The sequence below is a fragment of the Streptomyces sp. NPDC053427 genome, from assembly GCF_044544985.1.
In the GTDB taxonomy this organism is placed as follows: domain Bacteria; phylum Actinomycetota; class Actinomycetes; order Streptomycetales; family Streptomycetaceae; genus Streptomyces.
This window is the reverse complement of the sequence record NZ_JBITYA010000006.1, coordinates 536,077-557,481: the sequence shown is the minus strand read 5'-3', so window position 1 is coordinate 557,481 and position 21,405 is coordinate 536,077. Positions and strand designations below refer to the sequence as shown.

General features: G+C 72.6%; 19 protein-coding genes. 12 read left to right on the top strand and 7 right to left on the bottom strand.

The window, feature by feature from the left end:
- Positions 1-50: 50 nt before the first annotated feature.
- The 4 genes from ACIGWZ_RS20015 to mshC all read left to right on the top strand — a co-directional run bounded on the left by ACIGWZ_RS20015 (position 51) and on the right by mshC (position 3,715).
- Positions 51-749 (top strand): histidine phosphatase family protein, encoded by a 699-nt coding sequence (locus ACIGWZ_RS20015; RefSeq protein WP_400066379.1) that lies wholly within the window; start codon positions 51-53, stop codon positions 747-749.
- A gap of 122 nt (positions 750-871) precedes the next feature.
- On the top strand, positions 872-1,462 hold the full coding sequence (locus ACIGWZ_RS20010) for a DUF3090 domain-containing protein (protein ID WP_400066377.1): 591 nt from the start codon (positions 872-874) through the stop codon (positions 1,460-1,462).
- Between the two features lie 5 nt (positions 1,463-1,467).
- Positions 1,468-2,364 carry an SCO1664 family protein gene (locus ACIGWZ_RS20005; RefSeq protein ID WP_400066475.1) on the top strand — a complete coding sequence of 299 codons (897 nt, stop codon included), beginning with the start codon at positions 1,468-1,470 and terminating at the stop codon, positions 2,362-2,364.
- A gap of 121 nt (positions 2,365-2,485) precedes the next feature.
- Positions 2,486-3,715, top strand: coding sequence for a cysteine--1-D-myo-inosityl 2-amino-2-deoxy-alpha-D-glucopyranoside ligase (gene mshC / locus ACIGWZ_RS20000; RefSeq protein WP_400066375.1), 1,230 nt, complete (start codon positions 2,486-2,488; stop codon positions 3,713-3,715).
- A gap of 660 nt (positions 3,716-4,375) precedes the next feature.
- Here mshC and ACIGWZ_RS19995 read toward each other — a convergent pair.
- Positions 4,376-5,419, bottom strand: a complete 1,044-nt coding sequence (locus ACIGWZ_RS19995) for a PAC2 family protein (protein ID WP_400066373.1) — start codon at positions 5,417-5,419, stop codon at positions 4,376-4,378.
- 342 nt (positions 5,420-5,761) lie between these two features.
- On the opposite strand from ACIGWZ_RS19995, the gene ACIGWZ_RS19990 reads away from it, so the two are divergent.
- From ACIGWZ_RS19990 to ACIGWZ_RS19955, 8 genes are all read left to right on the top strand, one after another.
- A complete protein-coding gene (locus tag ACIGWZ_RS19990) occupies positions 5,762-7,090 on the top strand; it encodes an enolase C-terminal domain-like protein (protein ID WP_400066371.1) in 1,329 nt (442 codons plus the stop codon).
- Positions 7,087-7,875 carry an SDR family NAD(P)-dependent oxidoreductase gene (locus ACIGWZ_RS19985; protein WP_400066369.1) on the top strand — a complete coding sequence of 263 codons (789 nt, stop codon included), beginning with the start codon at positions 7,087-7,089 and terminating at the stop codon, positions 7,873-7,875. The genes ACIGWZ_RS19990 and ACIGWZ_RS19985 overlap by 4 nt, the downstream gene beginning before the upstream one ends.
- A gap of 47 nt (positions 7,876-7,922) precedes the next feature.
- The gene (locus tag ACIGWZ_RS19980; RefSeq protein ID WP_400066367.1) at positions 7,923-8,960 is read left to right on the top strand and encodes a sugar ABC transporter substrate-binding protein; all 1,038 of its coding nucleotides are present in this window, start codon (positions 7,923-7,925) and stop codon (positions 8,958-8,960) included.
- Between the two features lie 8 nt (positions 8,961-8,968).
- The gene (locus tag ACIGWZ_RS19975) at positions 8,969-10,516 is read left to right on the top strand and encodes a sugar ABC transporter ATP-binding protein (RefSeq protein ID WP_400066473.1); all 1,548 of its coding nucleotides are present in this window, start codon (positions 8,969-8,971) and stop codon (positions 10,514-10,516) included.
- Positions 10,513-11,592 (top strand): ABC transporter permease, encoded by a 1,080-nt coding sequence (locus ACIGWZ_RS19970; protein WP_400066365.1) that lies wholly within the window; start codon positions 10,513-10,515, stop codon positions 11,590-11,592. Before ACIGWZ_RS19975 ends, ACIGWZ_RS19970 begins: the two co-directional genes overlap by 4 nt.
- A gap of 14 nt (positions 11,593-11,606) precedes the next feature.
- Positions 11,607-12,617, top strand: a complete 1,011-nt coding sequence (locus ACIGWZ_RS19965; protein ID WP_400066363.1) for an aldo/keto reductase — start codon at positions 11,607-11,609, stop codon at positions 12,615-12,617.
- Positions 12,617-13,468 (top strand): amidohydrolase family protein, encoded by an 852-nt coding sequence (locus ACIGWZ_RS19960; protein ID WP_400066361.1) that lies wholly within the window; start codon positions 12,617-12,619, stop codon positions 13,466-13,468. Before ACIGWZ_RS19965 ends, ACIGWZ_RS19960 begins: the two co-directional genes overlap by 1 nt.
- Positions 13,469-13,607: 139 nt before the next feature.
- Entirely contained in the window at positions 13,608-14,375 is a 768-nt protein-coding gene (locus ACIGWZ_RS19955) for an SDR family NAD(P)-dependent oxidoreductase (protein ID WP_400066360.1), read from the top strand.
- 73 nt (positions 14,376-14,448) lie between these two features.
- On the opposite strand, the gene ACIGWZ_RS19950 is transcribed toward ACIGWZ_RS19955, so the two are convergent.
- The 6 genes from ACIGWZ_RS19950 to ACIGWZ_RS19925 form a co-directional block, all read right to left on the bottom strand.
- The gene (locus ACIGWZ_RS19950; protein ID WP_400066358.1) at positions 14,449-15,120 is read right to left on the bottom strand and encodes a FadR/GntR family transcriptional regulator; all 672 of its coding nucleotides are present in this window, start codon (positions 15,118-15,120) and stop codon (positions 14,449-14,451) included.
- Between the two features lie 36 nt (positions 15,121-15,156).
- The gene (locus ACIGWZ_RS19945) at positions 15,157-16,197 is read right to left on the bottom strand and encodes a hypothetical protein (protein WP_400066356.1); all 1,041 of its coding nucleotides are present in this window, start codon (positions 16,195-16,197) and stop codon (positions 15,157-15,159) included.
- 213 nt (positions 16,198-16,410) lie between these two features.
- A complete protein-coding gene (locus ACIGWZ_RS19940; protein WP_400066354.1) occupies positions 16,411-18,015 on the bottom strand; it encodes an FAD-dependent oxidoreductase in 1,605 nt (534 codons plus the stop codon).
- A 13-nt stretch (positions 18,016-18,028) separates the two neighbouring features.
- Positions 18,029-19,570, bottom strand: coding sequence for a glycerol kinase GlpK (glpK, locus tag ACIGWZ_RS19935; protein ID WP_400066352.1), 1,542 nt, complete (start codon positions 19,568-19,570; stop codon positions 18,029-18,031).
- A gap of 49 nt (positions 19,571-19,619) precedes the next feature.
- Entirely contained in the window at positions 19,620-20,408 is a 789-nt protein-coding gene (locus ACIGWZ_RS19930; protein ID WP_400066350.1) for an MIP/aquaporin family protein, read from the bottom strand.
- Positions 20,409-20,635: 227 nt separating this feature from the next.
- A complete protein-coding gene (locus ACIGWZ_RS19925) occupies positions 20,636-21,400 on the bottom strand; it encodes an IclR family transcriptional regulator (RefSeq protein ID WP_400066348.1) in 765 nt (254 codons plus the stop codon).
- Positions 21,401-21,405 lie beyond the last annotated feature (5 nt).

The window sequence follows — 21,405 nt, the reverse complement described above, 5'->3', positions numbered from 1 at the left end:
TCACCCGGCGGCCTGCCAGGAATGGCCGCCGGGAACGTAGGGTGGCGGTCATGCCCACGCTGATCCTGGTGCGGCACGGCCGCTCCACCGCCAACACCTCCGGGGTGCTCGCCGGACGGCTGCCCGGCGTCGCCCTCGACGAGCGGGGCCTCGCCCAGGCCGCGGCGCTGCCCGCCCGGCTGGAGCCGATTCCGCTGGCCGCCGCCGTCTCCAGCCCGCTGCAGCGCTGCCGGGAGACGCTGCGGCCGCTGCTGGCCGCCCGCCCCGGTCTGCCGCTGTACACCGAGGACCGGATCAGCGAATGCGACTACGGGGACTGGGCGGGCCGCAAGCTCGCCGAGCTGAACGACGAGCCCCTGATGGAAGCCGTTCAGCGGCACCCGTCGTCGGCGGCCTTCCCCGGTGGCGAGTCGATGCGGGCCATGCAGGCCCGCGCGGTCGATGCCGTACGGGACTGGAACGCCCGCATCGAGGAGCGGCACGGCGCCGAGGCCGCCTATCTGATGTGCTCGCACGGCGACATCATCAAATCCCTCGTCGCGGACGCCCTCGGCATGCATCTCGACCTCTTCCAGCGGATCTCCGTCGAGCCCTGCTCGGTCACCGTCATCCGCTACACCCGGCTGCGGCCCTTCCTCGTGCGGCTCGGCGACACCGGCGACTTCGCCTCCCTGGTGCCGCCCGACGGGGGCGCCGCGGCCGCCGACGGGCGGGACGCCGCCCTGGGAGGCGGTGCGGGAGCACCGTGATCAGTCGGCGCAGTAGGGTGGTGCGACGGCGCTGCTCTGCCGTGCCCCTGTGAACCGCGCAGTGACCGCAGGACCGCGCAGCGACCGCAGTGCCCCCGAAGTCGAGCAATCGGAGCAGGACGTTGTCCCGTCAGGTGTTCTTCTACGACGCGCCGGACCGCTTCGTGGCCGGTACGGTCGGGCTGCCCGGACGCCGTAGCTTCTTCCTCCAGGCGACCGCGGCCGGCCGCACCACCAGCGTCGCCCTGGAGAAGACCCAGGTCGCCGCCCTCGCCGAGCGGATCGACGAGCTGCTGGACGAGGTGGTGCGGCGCAGCGGCGGCAATGCCCCGGTGCCCGCCGTCCCGCCCGTCGAGCTGACCGACACCGCGCCGCTGGAGTCGCCGGTCGAGGAGGAGTTCCGGGTCGGCACCATGGCGCTGGCCTGGGACGGCGAGGACCAGCGCATGATCGTCGAGGCGCAGGCGCTGGTCGAGCTGGAGGGCGACAGCGACGAGGACCTCGCCGACGCCGAGGAGCGGCTCCTCCAGGACGACGAGAACGGCCCGCCGATGCTGCGGGTGCGCCTGACCGGCATGATGGCCCGGGCCTTCGCCAAGCGGGCCCTGGAAGTCGTCAACGCGGGCCGCCCGCCGTGCCCGCTGTGCAGCCTGCCGCTCGACCCGGAGGGACACGTATGTCCGCGCCAGAACGGATACCGACGGGACGCCTGAGCGCCATGGAGCCCGCCGCCGAACCGGCCGTGCCCGCCGCGTCCGCGGATCCGCAGCGGAGCGCGCAGCAGGCCGCACACGGTTCCCCGGAGCCCGCACAGGGTCTTACGGATGCGTTTCTCGCCGACGGCGAGCTGACCGTCCGCGGGCAGATCCGCGAGGCGTCCAACGCGGTGCTCTACTGCATCGTCGAACGCGACGGCCGCAGCGCCCCCGCCGTGTACAAGCCGGTGGCCGGTGAGCGTCCGCTGTGGGACTTCCCCGACGGCACGCTCGCCCAGCGCGAGGTCGCCGCCTACGAGATCTCCCGGGCCACCGGCTGGGACCTGATCCCCGCGACGGTGCTGCGGGACGGCCCGTACGGCACCGGCATGGTCCAGGAGTGGATCGAGCCGCCCGACGGCGACGGCGACGAGCTTCCCGAGCTGCTGGCCCTGGTGGAGGACGAGGAGCCCGGGCCGGGCTGGAAGGCGGTCGGCCGCGCGGACATCGGCGAGGGCCGCACCGCGCTGCTGGTGCACGCCGACCACCCGTGGCTGCGGCGGCTCGCCGTACTGGACGCGGTGATCAACAACGGTGACCGCAAGGGCGGGCATCTGCTGCCCGGTGCCGGCGGCCGGCTCTTCGCCATCGACCACGGCGTCACGTTCAACGCCGAGGACAAGCTGCGCACCCTGCTGTGGGGCTGGGCGGGGGAGCCGCTGACCGAGGAGGCGCTGGAGGTCCTGCGAGGCCTCCAGGAGGCGCTGGCGGACGGTGCGCCGCTCGCCGCCCGACTGGCCGAACTGATCACCGATGACGAGAACGAGGCGCTGCGGGAGCGGGTGGCGGCGCTGCTGCGCACCGGCAAACACCCCGGGCCGAGCGGCGAGTGGCCCGCCATTCCCTGGCCGCCGGTCTGACCGCCGCCGCTGCCACCGGCCGCCCCGAAGCACGCTTCGCCACGGAACACAAGAGCGCGAATTCGGCCAAGACCACTGGTCCGGTTCGTATGCGGAACATGCGTCCGGTTACGCTCAAGGCATGCATGCATGGCCCGCTTCTGAGGTCCCCGCCCTGCCTGGCCAGGGCCGCGACCTGAGGATCCACGACACCGCGACCGGCGGCCGGGTAACCCTCGACCCCGGTCCCGTCGCCCGTATCTATGTCTGCGGCATCACGCCGTACGACGCCACCCACATGGGGCACGCGGCGACCTACAACGCGTTCGACCTGGTTCAGCGCGTGTGGCTCGACACGAAGCGCCAGGTTCACTACGTGCAGAACGTCACCGACGTCGACGATCCGCTGCTGGAGCGGGCCGTGGCCACGGGTGACGACTGGACGGCGCTCGCCGAGCGCGAGACCGCTCTCTTCCGCGAGGACATGACGGCGCTGCGGATGCTGCCGCCCCGCCACTACATCGGCGCGGTCGAGTCGATACCGGGCATCGTCCCGCTGGTGGAACGGCTGCGCGAGGCAGGCGCCGCCTACGAGCTGGACGGTGACACCTACTTCTCCGTCGCCTCCGACGCCCACTTCGGCGAGGTCTCCGGGCTGGACGCCGAGGCGATGCGGCTGCTGTCCGCCGAGCGCGGCGGCGACCCGGAGCGCGAGGGCAAGAAGAACCCCCTCGACCCGATGCTGTGGATGGCCGCCCGCGACGGCGAGCCGAGCTGGGACGGTGGCTCGCTGGGCCACGGCCGGCCCGGCTGGCACATCGAGTGCGTCGCCATCGCGCTGGAGCACCTCGGCATGGGCTTCGACGTCCAGGGCGGCGGCTCCGATCTGGCCTTCCCCCACCACGAGATGGGCGCCTCGCACGCCCAGGCCCTCACCGGCGAGCACCCGTTCGCCAAGGTCTATGTCCACGCCGGGATGGTGGCGCTCAACGGCGAGAAGATGTCCAAGTCCAAGGGCAATCTCGTCTTCGTCTCCAAGGTGCGGCGCGAGGGGACGGACCCGGCCGCGATCCGCCTGGCGCTGCTCGCGCACCACTACCGCGCCGACTGGGAGTGGACCGACGCGGTGCTGACCGAGGCCGTGGAGCGGCTGGCACGCTGGCGTGCCGCGGTCTCCCGTCCCGACGGCCCGTCCGCGGACGCCCTGCTGGAGCAGATCCGTACGGCGCTCGCCGACGACCTGGACTCACCGGCCGCCCTCGCCGCGGTGGACGCCTGGGCCGCCGCCCAGGAGTCCGGCGGTGGCACGGACGAGGGCGCGCCCGGCCTCGTCTCGCGCGCCGTCGACGCGCTTCTCGGGGTGGCGCTGTGACGTAGCTGCGCTCGGCCCGGGCCCCACGTTGTCGGCCGTCCCGCCGTGGTGGCTTGTCTTTCCCGCCGTGGTGGGCGGGCGGTGCCGCTGCGCGGGGCTGTTCGGCCAAGGGGCCGGCCCGCAGGACTTCGTCCTGCGGGCCGGCCCCTTCCCGTTGGGGGTGGGAGAAGGGCCGGTGGGGGTGTGCGTCGGTGGTTCCGACCAGGTTGTGGATGCCGGATTGCCGGACTGCCGGACCCGTGTCCGTGCCGTGGATGCTGCTTCCCGGTTCCTGATCGGAGGGGCCAGGGCTCCCCGTCCGGCGTGAAGTTCAGGACGAACGGGGGGACCAGCAGGAGCCGCAGGAGCTCGGGCAAACCGCTCGCCATCCCTCTCGGCGCCGCGCGTCCATCGGAGTCCGCATACGGGACCGGATGCCCCTCGCCCCCTCGGTCCAGGTCGATGTCACCCGGCCGGGCGGGGCAGTGGGAGGCCTCGTCGGACGTCAAACGCCCGCCGCCACCGGCCTCTTACCCCCCACTCACGGGAGGGGACGTCCCGCAGGACGAAGTCCGGAGGGCCGGCACCGCTCCCGACGATCCCGCGCCCGCCGCAGGCGCAACGCCACCACGGCGGGAAAGCCGACACCGTGGGGCGCAGGCCGGGCGGCAAGGCGGAGGGTCAGTCCTCGTCCTCCGGCTGGTCCGTGGGGCCGGTGGAGGGTGGGCCCGGGTCGTCGGTGGGTCTCGGTTCGCGGGGTTCCTTGGGGGCCGGGCGGGGTGGGCGCGTCCGGCCGCTGGAGGTGTCGCGCAGGTAGGAGCCGTCGCGGCCGTCGGCCAGCCCGCCGTCGGTGGCCAGGCCCGGTCCGGCCTGGGGGTCGCGGCGGCGGAGATAGCGCTCGAATTCGCGGGCGATGGCCTCGCCGGACGCCTCCGGCAGTTCGGCGGTGTCCCGGGCCTCCTCCAGCGACTGCACGTACTCGGCGACCTCGCTGTCCTCGGCCGCGAGCTGGTCCACGCCCAGCTGCCAGGCGCGCGCGTCCTCGCTGAGCTCGCCGAGCGGGATGCTGATGTCGAGCAGGTCCTCCAGGCGGTTGAGCAGCGCCAGGCTGGCCTTCGGGTTGGGCGGCTGGGAGACGTAGTGCGGCACCGCCGCCCACAGGCTCACCGCCGGGACGCCGGCGTGGGTGCAGGCTTCCTGGAGGATGCCGACGATGCCCGTGGGGCCTTCGTAGCGCGACTCCTCCAGGTCGAGCCGGGCCGCCAGATCCGCGTCGGAGGTGACGCCGCTGACCGGCACCGGACGGGTGTGCGGGGTGTCGCCGAGCAGGGCGCCCAGCACCACCAGCATCTCCACGCCCAACTCGTGGGCGAAGCCCAGGATCTCGTTGCAGAACGAGCGCCAGCGCATGCTGGGTTCGATGCCGCGGACCAGGACGAGGTCGCGCCGCCGCCCCTTGCCGCCTCCGTCGCCGACGCGGACGACGGAGAGCCGGGTCGTCGGCCACGTGATTTTGCGTACGCCGCCGTCGAGGAAGACGGTCGGGCGGTTCACCTGGAAGTCGTAGTAGTCCTCCGCGTCCAGCGCGGCGAACACCTCGCCCTTCCATTCCCGGTCCAGATGTGCGACCGCGGCGGAGGCGGCGTCGCCGGCGTCGTTCCAGCCTTCGAACGCGGCCACCATGACCGGGTCGATCAGCTCGGGAACCCCCTCGAGCTCGATCACCCAGCGCCTCCTTCCGACCGGTCCGGCCGCCCCGCGGCGGCCACCGGTTGCCGTTCCATTGCGTGCGGTCCCCACACTACGGCGTCCGGGGCGCCCGCTCGCAGCCCCTGTGCACGAATGGGTACGTATTCATCCGACCTGTTGCGGGGATGCCGGCCGTCGGCCGCTCCCTTTTCCGTACCAGGTTTCCGTACGAGGTCTGGACGCGGTCTCGGGAGCGGGTCTATACATCGGATGACCCGGAAAGGTCCGATGTTCCGCTCTGTTGTTCCGTGCCCGACGCTCCGCCGCGACACCCCGGTCCTCAGCCCAGTCTTCCGCGACACCTCAGGGGGCGTGCCCATGGCCGCAGACATCGTCACCGAGCTGGAGGTCCACGACGTCCGCTTTCCCACCTCGGAGCGGCTCGACGGCTCGGACGCCATGAACCCCGACCCCGACTACTCCGCTGCCTATGTGGTGCTGCACACCGACGGCGGGCCGCCGGGCCACGGCTTCTGCTTCACCATCGGGCGCGGCAACGAGGTCATGGCGGCCGCGATCCGGGCGCTGGCGCCGTATCTCACCGGCCGCCCGGCACCCGCCACGGCCGGTGACCTCGCCGCGCTGCACCGCGATCTCACCCATGACTCCCAGCTGCGCTGGCTCGGCCCGGACAAGGGCGTGATGCAGATGGCGGCGGGCGCGGTGGTCAACGCCGCCTGGGATCTGGCGGCCGCCCGCGCGGGCCTGCCGGTCTGGGAGTTCCTCGCCGCGATGACCCCCGAGGACCTGGTCTCGCTCGTCGACTTCCGCTATCTGACCGACGCGCTGACGCCCGACGAGGCGCTGGCCATCCTGCGCGCCGCCGAGCCCGGCCGCGCCGAACGCGCCGCCCGACTCAGGGCGGAGGGCTACCCCGCGTACACCACCTCACCGGGCTGGCTCGGCTACGACGACGGCAAGCTGGTGCGCCTCGCCAAGGAGGCGGTGGCGGACGGCTTCGGGCAGATCAAGCTCAAGGTGGGCGCCGATCTCGAGGAGGACAGGCGCAGGCTGCGGCTGGCCCGGGACGCCGTCGGCCCCGGCGTACGGATCGCGGTGGACGCCAACCAGCGCTGGGACGTGGCCGAGGCGGTCCGCTGGATGACCGCGCTGGCGCCGTTCACCCCGCACTGGATCGAGGAACCGACCAGCCCGGACGACGTCCTGGGGCACGCCGCGGTGCGCGCCGGGCAGCCCGTGAAGGTCGCCACCGGCGAGCATGTCGCCAACCGGGTCGTCTTCAAGCAGCTGTTGCAGGCCGGCGCCGTGGACTTCGTCCAGATCGACGCGGCCCGGGTGGCCGGGGTCAACGAGAACCTCGCCGTTCTGCTGCTCGCCGCGAAGTACGGCGTGCCGGTCTGTCCGCACGCCGGCGGGGTGGGGCTGTGCGAGCTGGTCCAGCACCTCGCGATGTTCGACTACGTGGCGGTGTCCGGGAGTTGGGACGACCGGGTCATCGAGTACGTCGACCATCTGCACGAGCACTTCGCCGATCCCGTGGTCGTCGAGCGGGGACGGTACCGCGCCCCGGCCGCGCCCGGATTCTCGGCGCGGATGAAGCCCGAGTCCGTATCCGCCCACCGCTTCCCGGACGGCCCCGTCTGGCGCAGCCGTCGGGAACGGCACGAGCAGGAGGTCTCCGTATGAGCGACGGCCGGCGGCCCGCCGATTTCGCGGGCATGGCCGCCCTGGTCACCGGCGGCGGTTCCGGCATCGGCGCGGCCACCGCCGCCCTGCTGCTGGCGCGCGGCGCCGAGGTCGCCGTCCTGGACCGCGATCCGTCCGGCGCGCCCGACGGGGCTCTCCGGGTGACGGCCGATGTCACCTCCGGCGCCGCAGTGCGGGCCGCCGTCGACGCCGCCGTACGGGAGCTGGGCGGCGCCCTGCACACCGTCGTCGGCAACGCCGGAATCGGCGCCGTCGGCACCGTCGAGGACAACGACGACGCGGAGTGGGGCCGGGTCCTGGACGTGAACCTCCTGGGTCTGGTGCGCACCGACCGCGCCGCGCTGCCGCATCTGCGCCGCAGCGCGGCCGGGGCCCCGGGCCGCGTCTCCATCACCCACACCTGCTCCATCGCCGCCACCGCCGGCCTGCCGCAGCGCGCGCTCTACAGCGCCAGCAAGGGCGCGGTCCTGTCGCTGACCCTGGCGATGGCCGCCGACCACGTCCGCGAGGGCATCCGCGTCAACTGCGTCAACCCCGGCACCGCCGACACCCCCTGGATCGGCCGCCTCCTCGACCGGGCGGACGACCCGGGCGCCGAGCGCGCCGCCCTGAGCGCCCGCCAGCCGATGGGGCGGCTGGTCACCGCCGACGAAGTGGCCGCCGCCATCGTCCACTTGGCGTCCCCGTACGCCTCCGCCGTCACGGGTACCGCGTTCGCCGTCGACGGCGGCATGCAGGGCCTGCGCCTGCGCCCCGCCACCTGACCCCACCGCCCCGTATCCCAGCCGCACACCACGACCGAGGGACCACCATGAGACTGCGTACGACCGGCGCGGCGGCCTGTGCCGTGCTGCTCGCCACCGCCGCGCTCGCCGGCTGCAACCGCGGCAGCGACGCCGCGGGCGGCAAGGTCGGCATCGACATGCCCCGTACGGACACCGACTTCTGGAACTCCTACCAGCAGTACATCGAAAAGGGCCTGGACCGCGGCGAGGTCTCCGCGCTGCCGCTGTCCAACTCGCAGAACGACATCGCCAAGGTCGTCTCCAATGTGCAGGCGCTGACCGACCAGGGAGCCAAGGCGATCGTGATGGCGCCGCAGGACACCGGCGCCATCGCCGCCGAACTGCGGCGCCTGGCGGACAAGAAGATCCCGGTGGTGAGCGTGGACACCCGCCCCGACGAGGGCAAGGTCTACATGGTCGTCCGCGCCGACAACCGCGCCTACGGCGAGAAGTCCTGCGACTACCTCGGCAAGCGGCTGGGCGGCCGGGGGCGGGTCGCCGAGCTCCAGGGCGACCTCAGCTCCATCAACGGGCGGGACCGCTCCCAGGCGTTCGCGTCCTGCATGAAGAAGAAGTTCCCGAAGATCACCGTGCATGAGCTGCCCACCGACTGGAAGGGCGAGGTCGCCTCCGCCAAGCTGCAGAGCCTGCTCGCCCAGCACAAGGACCTCGACGGGATCTATCTGCAGGCCGGGGGCGCCTTCCTCCAGCCGACGCTGGCCCTGCTGGAGCAGCAAGGGCTCCTCCGGCCCGCCGGGACCAAGGGCCACATCACCATCATCTCCAACGACGGCATACCCGACGAGCTGGCCGCGATCCGCGCCGGGAAGATCGACGCCACCCTCTCCCAGCCCGCGGACCTCTACGCCGAGTACGCGCTGTACTACGCCAGGGCGGGCCTGGAGAAGAAGACCTTCCGGCCCGGCCCGACCGGCCACGGCTCCACCATCGTGAGGATCCGGAACGGTCTGGAGGACCAGCTGCCGGCGCCGCTGGTCACCAAGGCCAACGTCGACGACGGAAAACTCTGGGCCAACCAGCTCGGGAAGAAGAAGGAGCCGTGACCGTCGCCATGGAGGAGCGGCCCGCGGTCCGCGCCGCGGGCATCGTCAAACGCTACGGGCCCACCCTGGCCCTCGACGGCGCCGGGCTGACCGTACGGCCGGGGGAGGCGCATGCGCTCGTCGGCCGCAACGGCGCGGGAAAGTCCACCCTGGTGTCCGTACTGACCGGAATGCAGCGGCCGGACGCGGGGGAGGTGGGCTTCGGCGGCGAGCCGGCGCCCGGCTGGGGCGACACCGCCGCCTGGCAGCGCAAGGTCGCCTGCGTCTACCAGAAGTCGATGACCGTGCCGGAGCTGACCGTCGCGGAGAACCTCTACCTCGGGCGCTTCCAGGGCGGGCCCACCATCCGGTGGCGGGCGCTGCGCGAGCGGGCCGGCGAGCTGCTCGCCGAGTACGGCGTCGAGGTCGATCCGGCCGCCCGCATCAAGGAACTGGGCGTCGAGCAGCGGCAGTTCGTGGAGATCGCCCGTGCGCTCTCCTTCGGCGCCCGTCTGATCGTCCTCGACGAGCCCACCGCCCGGCTGGACGCGGCCGGCATCGCCCGGCTCTTCACCAAGCTGCGCTCCCTGCGCGCCCAGGGGGTCGCCTTTCTGTTCATCTCGCACCACCTCCAGGAGGTCTACGAGCTGTGCGACACCGTCACCGTCTTCCGTGACGCCCGGCAGGTGCTGACCGCGCCGGTCCAGGGGCTGGCGAGGAACGAGCTGGTCGCGGCGATGACCGGGGACGAGGCGGGCGCCGTGCGGCGGGGGCGGACGGCCGCGGGAGGGGCGGCGCGCACGGTGGGGGAGCCGGTGCTGCGCACCGAAGGGCTGGCGCTGGCCGGGCACTTCGCGCCGCTCGATCTGACCGTGTGTGCCGGTGAGGTGGTCGGCCTCGCGGGCGCCACGGCGAGCGGGAACACCGCGATCGGCGAGACGTTGGCGGGGCTGCGGGCTCCGGACGGCGGGCGGATCACGGTCCGCGGGCGGCCGGTCCGTACGGGCAGCGTGCCGCACGCGCTCGATGCGGGCATCGGCTACGTCCCCGAGGACCGGCACCGCGAGGGGCTCGTCCTGGGCCGGAGCGTGGCCGAGAACGCCACCCTGACGGTCGCCGCCCGGCTGGGGCCCCTGGGGACCGTACTGCCCTCCCGTACCCGTGAGTTCGCCCGGCGGATGATGGCGTCACTGGACATCAAGGCGACCGGGCCCGGACAGCCGGTGTCCGGGCTCTCCGGCGGCAACCAGCAGAAGGTCGTGATCGCCCGCGCGCTGGCCCGCGAGCCGAGCGTGCTGGTCGCCGTACGTCCCACCAACGGCGTGGACGTCAAGGCGAAGGATGCGCTGCTGGGTGTCGTACGGGAGGTGGCGGACGGCGGCAGCGGCGCCGTGATCGTCTCCGACGAGCTGGACGATCTGCGGGTCTGCGACCGGGTGCTGGCGGTCTTCCACGGCCGGGTCACCGCGGTATTCGGCCGGGGCTGGCGCGAGCACGAACTGGTCGCCGCGATGGAGGGGATGGCAGGCGAAGGCGGCCGGGAGACCACCCAGGACACGGAAGGGACCGCGCCATGACCGGGACCGCATCGACCGACAAGTCGTCGTCCGGCAAGACACCGGCCGGGAAGGCATCGCCACCGGTCACCGGCGCGGCGGACGAGCCGCCGGTGCGCAGCCGGCCCCGGATCGGTCCGGCCCGCTGGCGGGACTTCTCCCTCGTACCGGTGATCTTCGTGCTGGGCGTCATCGGCTTCATCGTCTCGCCCGCCTTCCTCACCCAGGACAACCTCATCGGCGTCGTCCAGCAGTCCACGGAACTGGGCCTGCTGGTGCTCGGCGAGGCGCTCATCCTGATCAGCGGGCGGATGGACCTGTCGCTGGAGTCGACCATCGGGCTGGCCCCGGTGGTCGCCCTGTGGCTGGTGATGCCCGCACACGGCGCCCGCTTCGCCGGCCTGGAGCTCTTCCCCGCCTGGACGGCGGTCCCGCTCTGCCTGGCCGTCGGCGCGGTGGTCGGCGCCGTCAACGGGTTCCTCATCCTCACCCTGCGGGTCAACGGCTTCATCGCCACCCTGGGCATGCTCACCATGCTCCGCGGCCTCCAGGTGGGCCTCTCCGAGGGCCAGTCCATCGGCAATGTCCCCGACTCCTTCGCCTATCTGGGCAAGGCCGACTGGTTCGGCATCCCGGCCGCCGTCTGGATCTGCCTCGCCCTCTTCGCGCTCGGCGGCGCGGTCCTGGGCTATTTCCGGCACGGACGGGCGCTGTACGCCATCGGCGGCAACCCGGAGGCGGCGCGCGCGGCCGGTATCCGGGTGGACCGCATCACCTGGACCGTGCTGGCCGTCGGCGGGGTGCTCGCCGCCTTCGCGGGCATCCTCTACACCGGCCACTACGGCGCGGTCTCCGCCTCCCAGGGCGACGGCTGGATCTTCCAGGTCTTCGCGGCCGCGGTGATCGGCGGTATCGGCCTCAAGGGCGGGCGCGGCACCCTCTTCGGTGCGCTCACCGGCGTCCTCACGCTCCAACTGGTCATCAACGTCATGACGTTGGGCGGCGTGCCGCCCCTGTGGACGCAGTTCCTCAACGGCATGATCATCATCATTGCGCTGGTCATCTCCCGCTTCACCAGCGGCGAGAAGCAGGACTGAGAGGCTCTCGCGCCATGCCGTATCCGCCCCGCGGGCCCCGGGAGCTGGGCCGTACCGGCGTCACCGTCCCGCCGCTGGGCCTGGGCTGCGCGCCGCTCGGGAACCTCTACCGCGCCGTCCCCGAGGAGCGCGCGCGGGACGTCGTCCGTGCCGCCCTCGCCACCGGCGCCGCCTACTTCGACACCGCCCCGCACTACGGCCTCGGCCTGTCGGAGGAACGCCTGGGCCGGGCCCTGCGCGGCCGGGACCGCGGCACCTACACCCTCTCCACCAAGGTCGGCCGCCGGCTGCGCCCGCTCGCGCCGGGGGAGGCGGTGGACGGGCAGGGGTTCGTGGACACCCCCGCCCGCGCCAGGGCCTGGGACTTCACCCGCGACGGCATCCGCGCCACCCTCGAGGCGTCGCTGGCACGCCTCGGCGTGGACGCGGTCGACATCGTCTACCTCCATGACGTCGAGGACCATCTCCCCGAGGTCCACCGCACCGGCTTCCCGGCCCTGGCCGAGCTGCGCGACCAGAAGATGGTCCGCGCCATCGGCTTCGGCATGAACCACAGCGGCGTCCTCGCCCGCCTGGTCGCCGATCTCGACGTCGATGCCGTGCTGTGCGCGGGCCGCTGGACGCTCCTGGAGCGCACCGCCCTCGACGACCTTCTGCCGGTGTGCGAGCGCCGCGGCACCTCGGTGGTCGTCGGCGGCGTCTACAACTCCGGTCTGCTGGCCGACCCGTCCCCCGGCGTTCCGTACGACTACGCGCCCGCGCCCGCCGCCCTGCTGGAGCGGGCCCGTCAACTGGCGGCGGTCTGCGCCGAGTTCGATGTCCCGCTGAAGGCCGCCGCGCTCCGCTTCCCGTTCGGGCACCCCGCCGTCGTCTCGGCCGTCGTCGGCGCCGCCACCCCCGAGGAGGCCGCCGAGAACGCCGTACTGTTCGCCCGGGACATCCCCGACGGCCTCTGGCACACTCTCGTCGCCCGCGGGCTGCTCGCCCCGGACCTGCCGCTGCCCCTCACCGCCCCGGGAGACTGATGCGTATCGACGCCCACCACCACCTGTGGGACCTGACCCGACGCGACCAGCCGTGGATGGACGGGCCGTGGGCCGACCCGATCCGCCGCAGCTACGCGCTGGCCGACCTCGCCCCGCAGCTGGCCGCGCACCGCGTGGCGGGCACCGTCGTCGTCCAGTCCTCCTCCTCGTACGAGGAGAGCGCCGAGCTGCTCGCGGTTGCCGCCGGGGACGGGCCGGTGCTCGGCGTCGTCGGCTGGGCCGACCTCACCGATCCCGGGCTCGCCGGCGTTCTCGCGGCGCTGCGTCTCGGGCCGGGTGGCCTGGTGGGCATCCGCCACCAGGTGCAGGACGAGCCGGACCCCGGCTGGCTCGCCCGCCCCGAGGTGCGGCGCGGCCTGGGCGTTCTCGCCGATGCGGGCCTGGTCTACGACCTCCTGGTCACCCCGCGCGAACTGCCCGCCGCACGGGCCGCCGTGAGCGCCCTGCCCGCGCTGTCGTTCGTCCTCGACCACGCCGGGAAACCCGGGGTCGCGAAGGGCGACTGGCAGCCCTGGGCCGACGAGATCACCGCGCTGGCCCGCCATCCGAACGTCAGCTGCAAACTCTCCGGCCTGGTCACCGAGGCCGGCCGGTCCGGCTGGCGCCCGCAGCAGATCCTCCCCTACGCCCGCCATGTCCTCGACGCCTTCGGCCCCGACCGCCTCCTCTTCGGCTCCGACTGGCCGGTGTGCACCCTCGCCGCCGACTACGACGATGTCCTCGCCCTCGCCGAGTCCGCCACCGGCCGGCTCACCGCGGCCGAGCGGGCGGCCGTGTTCGGGGGGACGGCGGGGCGGGTCTATCGGCTCGGTGAGCCGGGCCGGGCCTGACCGCGGGAGTGCCGGACGCCTCGGCTTCCCGTCCGGATTCCGCCAGCCCCGGCCTGCGCGCCGCCGGACCATGGAGACGTGCCGCTGCCACGCACGGCGCGGCGTACGGGACGGACGCGAGACGTACGAGGTGATGACGATGGCGACAGCGGTGACGGCTCACGGTGCGGGGCCGCTCGGCGGCAAGGCGGCGCTGGTGACCGGCGGCAGCCGGGGGATCGGCGCGGAGACGGCGGTGCGCCTCGCCGCCGAGGGGGCCGCGGTGGCGCTGACGTACCGGAGCCGGAAGGACCTCGCGGAGCAGGTGGTCGAGCGGATCGCGCGGGCGGGCGGAGTGGCCTGGGCGGTACGGGCGGACTGCGCGGACCCGGAGGAGGTGTGGGCCGCGGTCGAGGGGGTCGCCGACCGGTTAGGCGGGATCGACATCCTGGTCAACAACGCGGGCATCAATGTGGTGGGTCCGTTCGAGGGGATCTCCGTGGAAGACGTCGACCGGGTGCTGCGGACCAATGTCCGGGGGCCGTTCCTGGTGACGCAGGCCGTGGCCCCGCATCTGAGCGAGGGCGGGCGGATCATCTGCATCGGCAGCTGTCTGGCCGAGCGGGTGGTGATCCCCGGCAGCACCCTGTACGCCACCAGCAAGGCCGCGCTCATCGGCCTGACGAAGACGCTGGCCAGGGAGCTGGGGCCGCGCGGCATCACCGCCAACCTGGTGCAGCCCGGCCCGATCGACACCGACATGAACCCGGCCGACGGCGCGACCGCGACGACCCAGGCCGGGCTGACCTCGCTCGGCTCCTACGGGCGGGCGTCGGACGTGGCGGCGACCGTGGCCCATCTGGCGGGCGAGGGCGGGCGGTACATCACCGGCGCCGCCATCACGGTGGACGGGGGATTCGCGGCCTGAGCGGGGGCACGGCCCGAGCCGGCGGCGGGGCGGGCGGGGGAGCGGCGGCGAGCGGGCGGGGGAGCGGCGGGCGTCACAGCGACGCGCGCAGCCACTGCTCCACGCTGGCGATGTGCACCGTCGCCCAGGCCCGCGCGGCCTCCGCGTCCCGGTCGCGCAACGCGCCGAGGATGGCGCGGTGCTCGGTCAGGGTGCGGGTCACCGCGTCCTTCTGCGTCAGGCCGCGCCAGATCCGGGCCCGGGTGGTGGGGCCGGACAGGCCGTCCAGCAGGGAGCAGAGCACGGAGTTGCCGGACGCGGCGACGATCCCGCGATGGAACTCCAGGTCGCAGGCGACCAGGTCCTCGACGGACGGCTTCGGGCCCAGCGCATCCAACTGCCTCTCCAGGGCGTCCAGTTCCGCCGCGGCCATCCGGCCGGCCGCCATCGCCGTCGCGGCCGGCTCCAGGATCCGGCGGACGGCGAGGAACTCCAGCACGGTGTCATCGCGGTGGAAGTCCACCACGAAGCTCATGGCCTCGAGCAGGAGCTGGGGATCGAGACTGGTGACGTAGGTGCCGTCGCCCTGGCGGACGTCGAGGATCCGTATCAGCGACAGGGCGCGCACCGCCTCGCGCAGCGAGTTGCGGGACAGGCCGAGCTCGGAGGCCAGCTCGCTCTCCTTCGGCAGCCGGTCGCCCGGCCGCAGCGCGCCGGAGACGATCATGCCCTTGATCTTCTCGATGGCCTCGTCGGTGACCGCCATGGCCGCCCTCCCCGCAGACATCCGATGTCTGGGCCATTATGACCCCTCGCGCCCTCCCCACCCGGTCCCGTACGCCGACCAGTCCTCCTCCGTGGCCGCGAAATCGACATACAGCGCCGTTCCGAACCGCTGCCGGCCCCGGTCCTCCCGGGTCAGACCCAGCCGGACGCCCCGCACCGCGGCCCGTACGGTCTCCGCCGAGGCGTGGTGGCCCATGTCGTCGGTGTGGAAGAACGGCAGCCCCATCAGCAGGTCGGTGTCCTTGGGCGTCGCCTCCAGCGCGAGCCGGGTCTGCTGCGCCACATAGCCGCCGTACAGGCTCTCGGCCGGCAGCGCGGTGTCGTACGACATCAGCGCGATCTGATCGACGCGGCGCGCCACCTGGCCGAAGAACCGCTGGGATATCCACTTGCGGTGGCCCGTCAGGGCGTTGCTGACCGTGTGCAGATGGGGCAGCGGGTCTATCTGGTGGACGGCGACGGACAGGACGCCGCCGCGCGCGTGGACCGCGGGGCCGAGCCGGTCCAGCAGCCGCAGATAGTCGCCGTTGTCGGAGTGGAGCGGTTCCACGTCGAGATGGACCCCGGCGAAACCGTCGGCGAGGACCTGCCGGGCTCCGGCCACGATCGCCTTACGGGCCGCGGCGTCGGACAGCCGCAGCCCGCCGCGCTCGCCCGGCTCGTAGACCAGCCGGTCGCCCAGCCAGGCGTGCACCCTGACCTTCGGCAGCTCGCGGTGCACCGCGGCGATCAGCCACCGCGCCCGAGGGTAGGCCTTGCGGGCCGGCGGCAGGGTGCCGTCGTGTTCCAACGGCCCGGCGTGGACGTACAGATCGCGGATGCCCGTGCGCTCGAGGCGTCGGCCCAGCGCCGCCACATCGGAGGCGCCGCGCCGCCCGTCCACCCAGGCGTGCCCGAGCCAGAGCGCATCGCGCCCGCGGGTGACGGCATCGGGCGCGGCGGTCCCCGCGTACCCGGCGCGCAGCGCCGTCGCCGCCACCGTCGTCGGCAGGACGACCAGCACGGCCACCAGCCAGGCCGCCCATTTCCCCGCACGCCGCAGCCTTCGCCGATCCATCGCAGCCCCCCGTGTTCGCCCGTGTCCCCCGCCGAGGCGCTTCGCGTCCCGGCCGAGGTGTCTTGGTGAACATCATCGCAGTCGTCACTGACAGTGACCATCCGGGCCGCCCGGCCTGTGGACAACCGCGCGCGGACACGGCGCGCGGAGACGACGATGGGGCGGCCCCGCGGCCCGCCCCATCGTCGTCGCCTGCTCCGGCCTGACGTTGCGTCAGCCGGCGAGCATGTCCTTGACCTTGGCCCGGACGTCCTCCGTGTCCAGTCCGCGGATCGTCAGCGTGGTCCGGCGGCGCAGCACGTCGTCGACCGTCTCGGCCCACTCGTGGTCGCGGGCGTAGGCGACCTGCGCCCAGATCTCCGGCGCGTCCGGGTGGATGCGCTCGGCCAGCGCCGGGTCGTCGTTGGCCAGCCGGGCGATGTCGAAGGACAGCGAGCCGTAGTGGGTGGCCAGGTGGCGGGCGGTCTCCGGGGCCATCCGCGGGCCGGGCGTGCCGCCGTCGATCAGCAGCCGGTGGGCGACCGCGTTCGGGTTGGCGATACCGGGCAGCGGGAGCTTCTTCGGCAGATGCGCGATCGGCTCCATGTCCTCGGCCAGCGGGTGGCCGGGCAGCGCGGCGAGCTTGTTCATCACCGTGCGGCCGATGTGGCGGAAGGTCGTCCACTTGCCGCCGGCGACCGACAGCATGCCGCCGCTGCCCTCGGTGACGACGGTCTCGCGCTTGGCCTTGGAGGTGTCGCCGGGGCCGCCGGGCAGCACCCGCAGACCGGCGAAGGAGTACGTGATCAGGTCGCGCGAGAGCTGCTGGTCGCGGATGGAGAAGGCGGCCTCGTCCAGGATCTGGGCGGTGTCCTTCTCGGTGACCGCGACGTCCGCCGGGTCGCCCTCGTACTCCTCGTCCGTGGTGCCCAGCAGCAGCATGTCCTCCCAGGGGAGGGCGAAGGTGATGCGGTACTTGTCGATCGGGGTGGCCAGCGCGGCCTTCCACGGGGCGGTTCGCTTGAGGACCAGGTGGGCGCCCTTGGACAGGCGGATGGAGGGCGCCGCGTTGGGGTCCTCCATCTTGCGCAGGTGGTCCACCCACGGGCCGGTGGCGTTGAGCACCAGGCGGGCGCTGACGCCGAACTCCTGGCCGTCCATCCGGTCCTTGAGCTCGGCGCCGGTGACCCGGCCCTGGGTGAAGCGCAGCCCGGTGACCTCGGCGTGGTTGAGGACCGTGGCGCCGGCCGCGACCGCCGCGCGGACGGTCATCAGGGCCATCCGGGAGTCGTTCATCTGGTCGTCGCCGTACACGGCCACGGCCTTGAGGTTGTCCGTCCGCAGCTCGGGAACGTCGCGCTGCGCCTTGGCGGGCGATATGACGTGGCCGACGCCGTCGCCGAACGCGGACAGCGCGGAGTAGGCGAAGACGCCCGCGCCGAGCTTGGCCGCGCCGTGCGGGCCGCCCTTGTAGACGGGCAGGTAGAAGGTCAGGGGGTTGGCGAGGTGCGGTGCCACCTGGCGGGACACCGCACGACGCTCGAAGTGGTTCTCCGCCACCAGCTTGACCGCGCCGGTCTGCAGGTAGCGCAGACCGCCGTGCAGCAGCTTGGAGGAGGCGGAGGAGGTGGCGCCGGCGAAGTCACCGGCGTCCACCAGGGCCACCCGCAGTCCGGCCTGCGCGGCGTGCCAGGCGGTGGAGATGCCCAGGATGCCGCCGCCGATCACCAGGAGGTCGTACGTCGCCTTGGAAAGCTGCTCCCGGGTCTCGGCGCGGCTCGCGGTCGAACCGTTGGCCGGGTGCGTCCCGAGTGCCGGGACGCTCTGCAGGGTGCTCATGTTGTGCTCCTCGTCAGCTCTCGTCGTCGATCCAGCCCATGGTCCGCTCGACGGCCTTGAGCCAGTTCTTGTATTCGCGGTCACGGGTGTCCGCGTCCATGCGGGGGGTCCACTCGGCGGCCCGGCGCCAGTTGGCGCGCAGCTCGTCGGTGCTGGACCAGAAGCCGACGGCCAGACCGGCCGCATAGGCAGCGCCGAGGCAGGTCGTCTCGGCGACCATCGGGCGCACCACGGGTGCGTCCAGGAAGTCCGAGATGGTCTGCATCAGCAGGTTGTTGGAGGTCATTCCGCCGTCGACCTTGAGCGCGGTCAGTTCGACGCCGGAGTCCTTGGTCATGGCGTCGGTGATCTCGCGGGTCTGCCAGGCGGTGGCCTCCAGTACGGCGCGGGCGATGTGCGCCTTGGTGACGTAGCGGGTCAGGCCCGCGATCACGCCGCGCGCATCCGAGCGCCAGTAGGGGGCGAACAGGCCGGAGAAGGCCGGTACGAAGTAGGCGCCGCCGTTGTCGTCGACCGTGCTGGCCAGCGTCTCGATCTCGGCCGCGCTGTTGATCAGGCCCATCTGGTCGCGCATCCACTGGACGAGCGAGCCGGTGACGGCGATGGAGCCTTCCAGGGCGTAGACCGGCTGCTGGTCGCCGATGCGGTAGCCGACGGTGGTCAGCAGCCCGTTGTAGGAGTTGACCGGCTCGTGGCCGGTGTTCATCAGCATGAAGGTGCCGGTGCCGTACGTGGACTTGGCCTCGCCCTGCGCGAAGCAGGTCTGGCCGAAGAGCGCGGCCTGCTGGTCGCCGAGCGCGGAGGCGACCGGGACGCCGGCGAGGACGCCCGCGGCGGCGGTGCCGTAGACCTCGGCGGAGGACTTGATCTCCGGCAGCACGGCGGCCGGGATGTCCATCGAAGCGAGGATCTTGTCGTCCCACTCGAGGTTGTGCAGGTTCATCAGCAGGGTGCGCGAGGCGTTGGTGACGTCGGTGACGTGGTGGCCGCCGTCGACGCCGCCGGTGAGGTTCCAGATGACCCAGGAGTCCATCGTGCCGAAGAGGATGTCGCCGCGCTCGGCGCGCTCGCGCAGGCCCTCGACGTTGTCGAGCAGCCAGCGGATCTTCGGGCCCGCGAAGTAGGAGGCCAGCGGGAGGCCGGTCTCGCGGCGGAAGCGGTCCTGGCCGACGTTGCGGCCGAGCTCCTTGCAGAGCGCGTCGGTACGGGTGTCCTGCCAGACGATGGCGTTGTGGACGGGCTCACCGGTGTTCTTGTCCCAGAGCACGGTGGTCTCGCGCTGGTTGGTGATGCCGATGGCCTTCACGTCGCGGGCGGTGATCCCGGCCTTCTCGACGGCGCCGTCCACGACCTGCTGGACGTTGGTCCAGATCTCCGTCGCGTTGTGCTCGACCCAGCCCGGCTTCGGGAAGATCTGCTCGTGCTCCTTCTGGTCGACCGAGACGATCCGGCCGTCCTTGTCGAAGACGATGCAGCGGCTGGAGGTCGTGCCCTGGTCGATCGCGGCGATGAACGGGCCGTGGCCGTGCGAGGAGGTGGTGGGGGTGTCGCTCATGGTGTGCTCCAAGAAGTCTGTGCGGGCGGAGTCGGGGCGGTCAGGCGGCTCAGGCGAATGCCACCTGGTAGATGCCACCGGCGATGGCTCCGCCGATGAGCGGGCCGACGACCGGGATCCATGCGTAGCCCCAGTCTGAACCGCCCTTGTTGGGCAGCGGCAGCAGCGCGTGCACAATGCGCGGGCCGAGGTCGCGGACCGGGTTGATGGCGTATCCGGTCGGGCCGCCCAGCGACAGACCGATGCCGACGACGACCAGCGCGACCAGCAGCGTGCCGATCGTGCCGACGCCCTTTCCGTTGTCGCTCAGGCCGAGCGTGAGGATCGACAGCACGAGCACGACGGTGGCGATGATCTCGGTGGCCAGGTTCTGCACCGTGTGACGGATTTCCGGGCCGGTCGAGAAGATGCCGAGCACCGGGCCGGCCTTCGGGGCGGTCTTGAGGTCGACCATGCCCTCTTCGCTGGTGTGGTCGGCCAGCACCTCGGGGTCGGTCAGGTGGGTCTGGAACTGTCCGTAGTACACGACCCAGACCAGCACCGCGCCGATCATGGCGCCGAGCATCTCGCCGGCCAGGTACACCGGCACCTGGCTCCACTGGATCGCGCCCTTGATGGCGAGACCGAGGGTGACCGCGGGGTTGAGATGCGCGCCGGACTTCGCGGCGATATAGGCACCCGTGAGGACGGCGAAGCCCCACCCGAAGGCGATGGCGACCCATCCGGCGTTGAACGCCTTGGAGCGCTTGAACGTGACGGCGGCGCAGACGCCGCCACCCATCAAAAGCAGTACAGCGGTACCGATGGTCTCGCTGAGGAAGATGTCGGAGCTGGACACCGGCGACTCCTTTGTCCTTCGTCCAGGGGAAGGCGAACCCCGGGTCCCTCCGGTGGTCCGCGCCCTCCGAGAGGGCGGTGGTCGGCCGGCGGCAGTGCCCACCATAGCGAATATTGTCGTTAGGTGTTCGACAATGCCGACCGACGAACGGCAGTTTTGTTCACCCTAAGAACCCCGTCAAGGGTTCTGTGGCGAAAAACTTAGGCGAACAAAAGGGGTGAATGCGGTCAAAATCGCCCTGCGCCAAGATCCCTTGACACTGCACGCGCGCAATCCCTCACGGCAGCGATGATTTCCGGCCGCAGTTCACCCTCCCGGCAGACCCGCTCGACGGCACCCGTGACCCCCACCGCCCCCACCGGCATCCGCCGCCGGTCATGGATCGGCGCGGCCACCGAGGCGACGCCGTCCCAGGTCTCCTCCACGTCCGCGGCCCAGCCGCGCGCCCGGGTCAGGTCCAGCAGCTTCTCGAAGTCGTCCAGGCCGGTCACCGTGCGCGGCGTGAACGCCTCCCGCTCCGCCTCGGCCACCTCGCTGTGCGCCACCGGGTCGTACGCCGACAGCACCTTGCCCAGCGCCGTGCAGTGCAGCGGCTGCATCGCCCCGACCTCGAGGACCTGCCGGCTGTCGTCGGGCCGGAAGACGTGGTGCACGATCAGCACGCCCTGCTGGTGCAGGACCCCCAGATAGACGCTCTCCCCGCTGGAGCGGGCCAGATCGTCGGTCCACACCAGGGCGCGGGCGCGCAGCTCGTGCACGTCCAGATAGCTGTTGCCCAGGCGCAGCAGCTCCGCGCCCAGCTGATAGCGGCCGGACGCCAGGTCCTGCTCGACGAACCCCTCCTGCTGCAGCGTGCGCAGGATGCCGTGGGCCGTCCCCTTGGCCAGTCCCAGGGAGGAGGAGATGTCGGAGAGTCCCAGTCGCCGTTCCCCGCCTGCGAGCAGCCGCAGCATCGCGGCTGCTCGCTCCAGCGACTGGATGGTGCGTGCCATCGGGC

Excerpts from the sequence above, each read along its gene's own strand:
- ACIGWZ_RS19960 (WP_400066361.1), top strand. The coding sequence starts at position 12,617 with ATGCGTATCGACGCCCACCACCACCTGTGGGACCTGACCCGACGCGAC.
- ACIGWZ_RS19950 (WP_400066358.1), bottom strand. The coding sequence starts at position 15,120 with ATGGCGGTCACCGACGAGGCCATCGAGAAGATCAAGGGCATGATCGTC.
- ACIGWZ_RS19990 (WP_400066371.1), top strand. The coding sequence starts at position 5,762 with ATGGCCGCAGACATCGTCACCGAGCTGGAGGTCCACGACGTCCGCTTT.
- ACIGWZ_RS19955 (WP_400066360.1), top strand. The coding sequence starts at position 13,608 with ATGGCGACAGCGGTGACGGCTCACGGTGCGGGGCCGCTCGGCGGCAAG.
- ACIGWZ_RS19965 (WP_400066363.1), top strand. The coding sequence starts at position 11,607 with ATGCCGTATCCGCCCCGCGGGCCCCGGGAGCTGGGCCGTACCGGCGTC.
- ACIGWZ_RS20005 (WP_400066475.1), top strand. The coding sequence starts at position 1,468 with ATGGAGCCCGCCGCCGAACCGGCCGTGCCCGCCGCGTCCGCGGATCCG.
- glpK (WP_400066352.1), bottom strand. The coding sequence starts at position 19,570 with ATGAGCGACACCCCCACCACCTCCTCGCACGGCCACGGCCCGTTCATC.
- ACIGWZ_RS19940 (WP_400066354.1), bottom strand. The coding sequence starts at position 18,015 with ATGAGCACCCTGCAGAGCGTCCCGGCACTCGGGACGCACCCGGCCAAC.
- ACIGWZ_RS19970 (WP_400066365.1), top strand. The coding sequence starts at position 10,513 with ATGACCGGGACCGCATCGACCGACAAGTCGTCGTCCGGCAAGACACCG.
- ACIGWZ_RS19925 (WP_400066348.1), bottom strand. The coding sequence starts at position 21,400 with ATGGCACGCACCATCCAGTCGCTGGAGCGAGCAGCCGCGATGCTGCGG.
- ACIGWZ_RS19985 (WP_400066369.1), top strand. The coding sequence starts at position 7,087 with ATGAGCGACGGCCGGCGGCCCGCCGATTTCGCGGGCATGGCCGCCCTG.
- mshC (WP_400066375.1), top strand. The coding sequence starts at position 2,486 with ATGCATGCATGGCCCGCTTCTGAGGTCCCCGCCCTGCCTGGCCAGGGC.
- ACIGWZ_RS19980 (WP_400066367.1), top strand. The coding sequence starts at position 7,923 with ATGAGACTGCGTACGACCGGCGCGGCGGCCTGTGCCGTGCTGCTCGCC.
- ACIGWZ_RS19975 (WP_400066473.1), top strand. The coding sequence starts at position 8,969 with ATGGAGGAGCGGCCCGCGGTCCGCGCCGCGGGCATCGTCAAACGCTAC.
- ACIGWZ_RS20015 (WP_400066379.1), top strand. The coding sequence starts at position 51 with ATGCCCACGCTGATCCTGGTGCGGCACGGCCGCTCCACCGCCAACACC.
- ACIGWZ_RS19945 (WP_400066356.1), bottom strand. The coding sequence starts at position 16,197 with ATGGATCGGCGAAGGCTGCGGCGTGCGGGGAAATGGGCGGCCTGGCTG.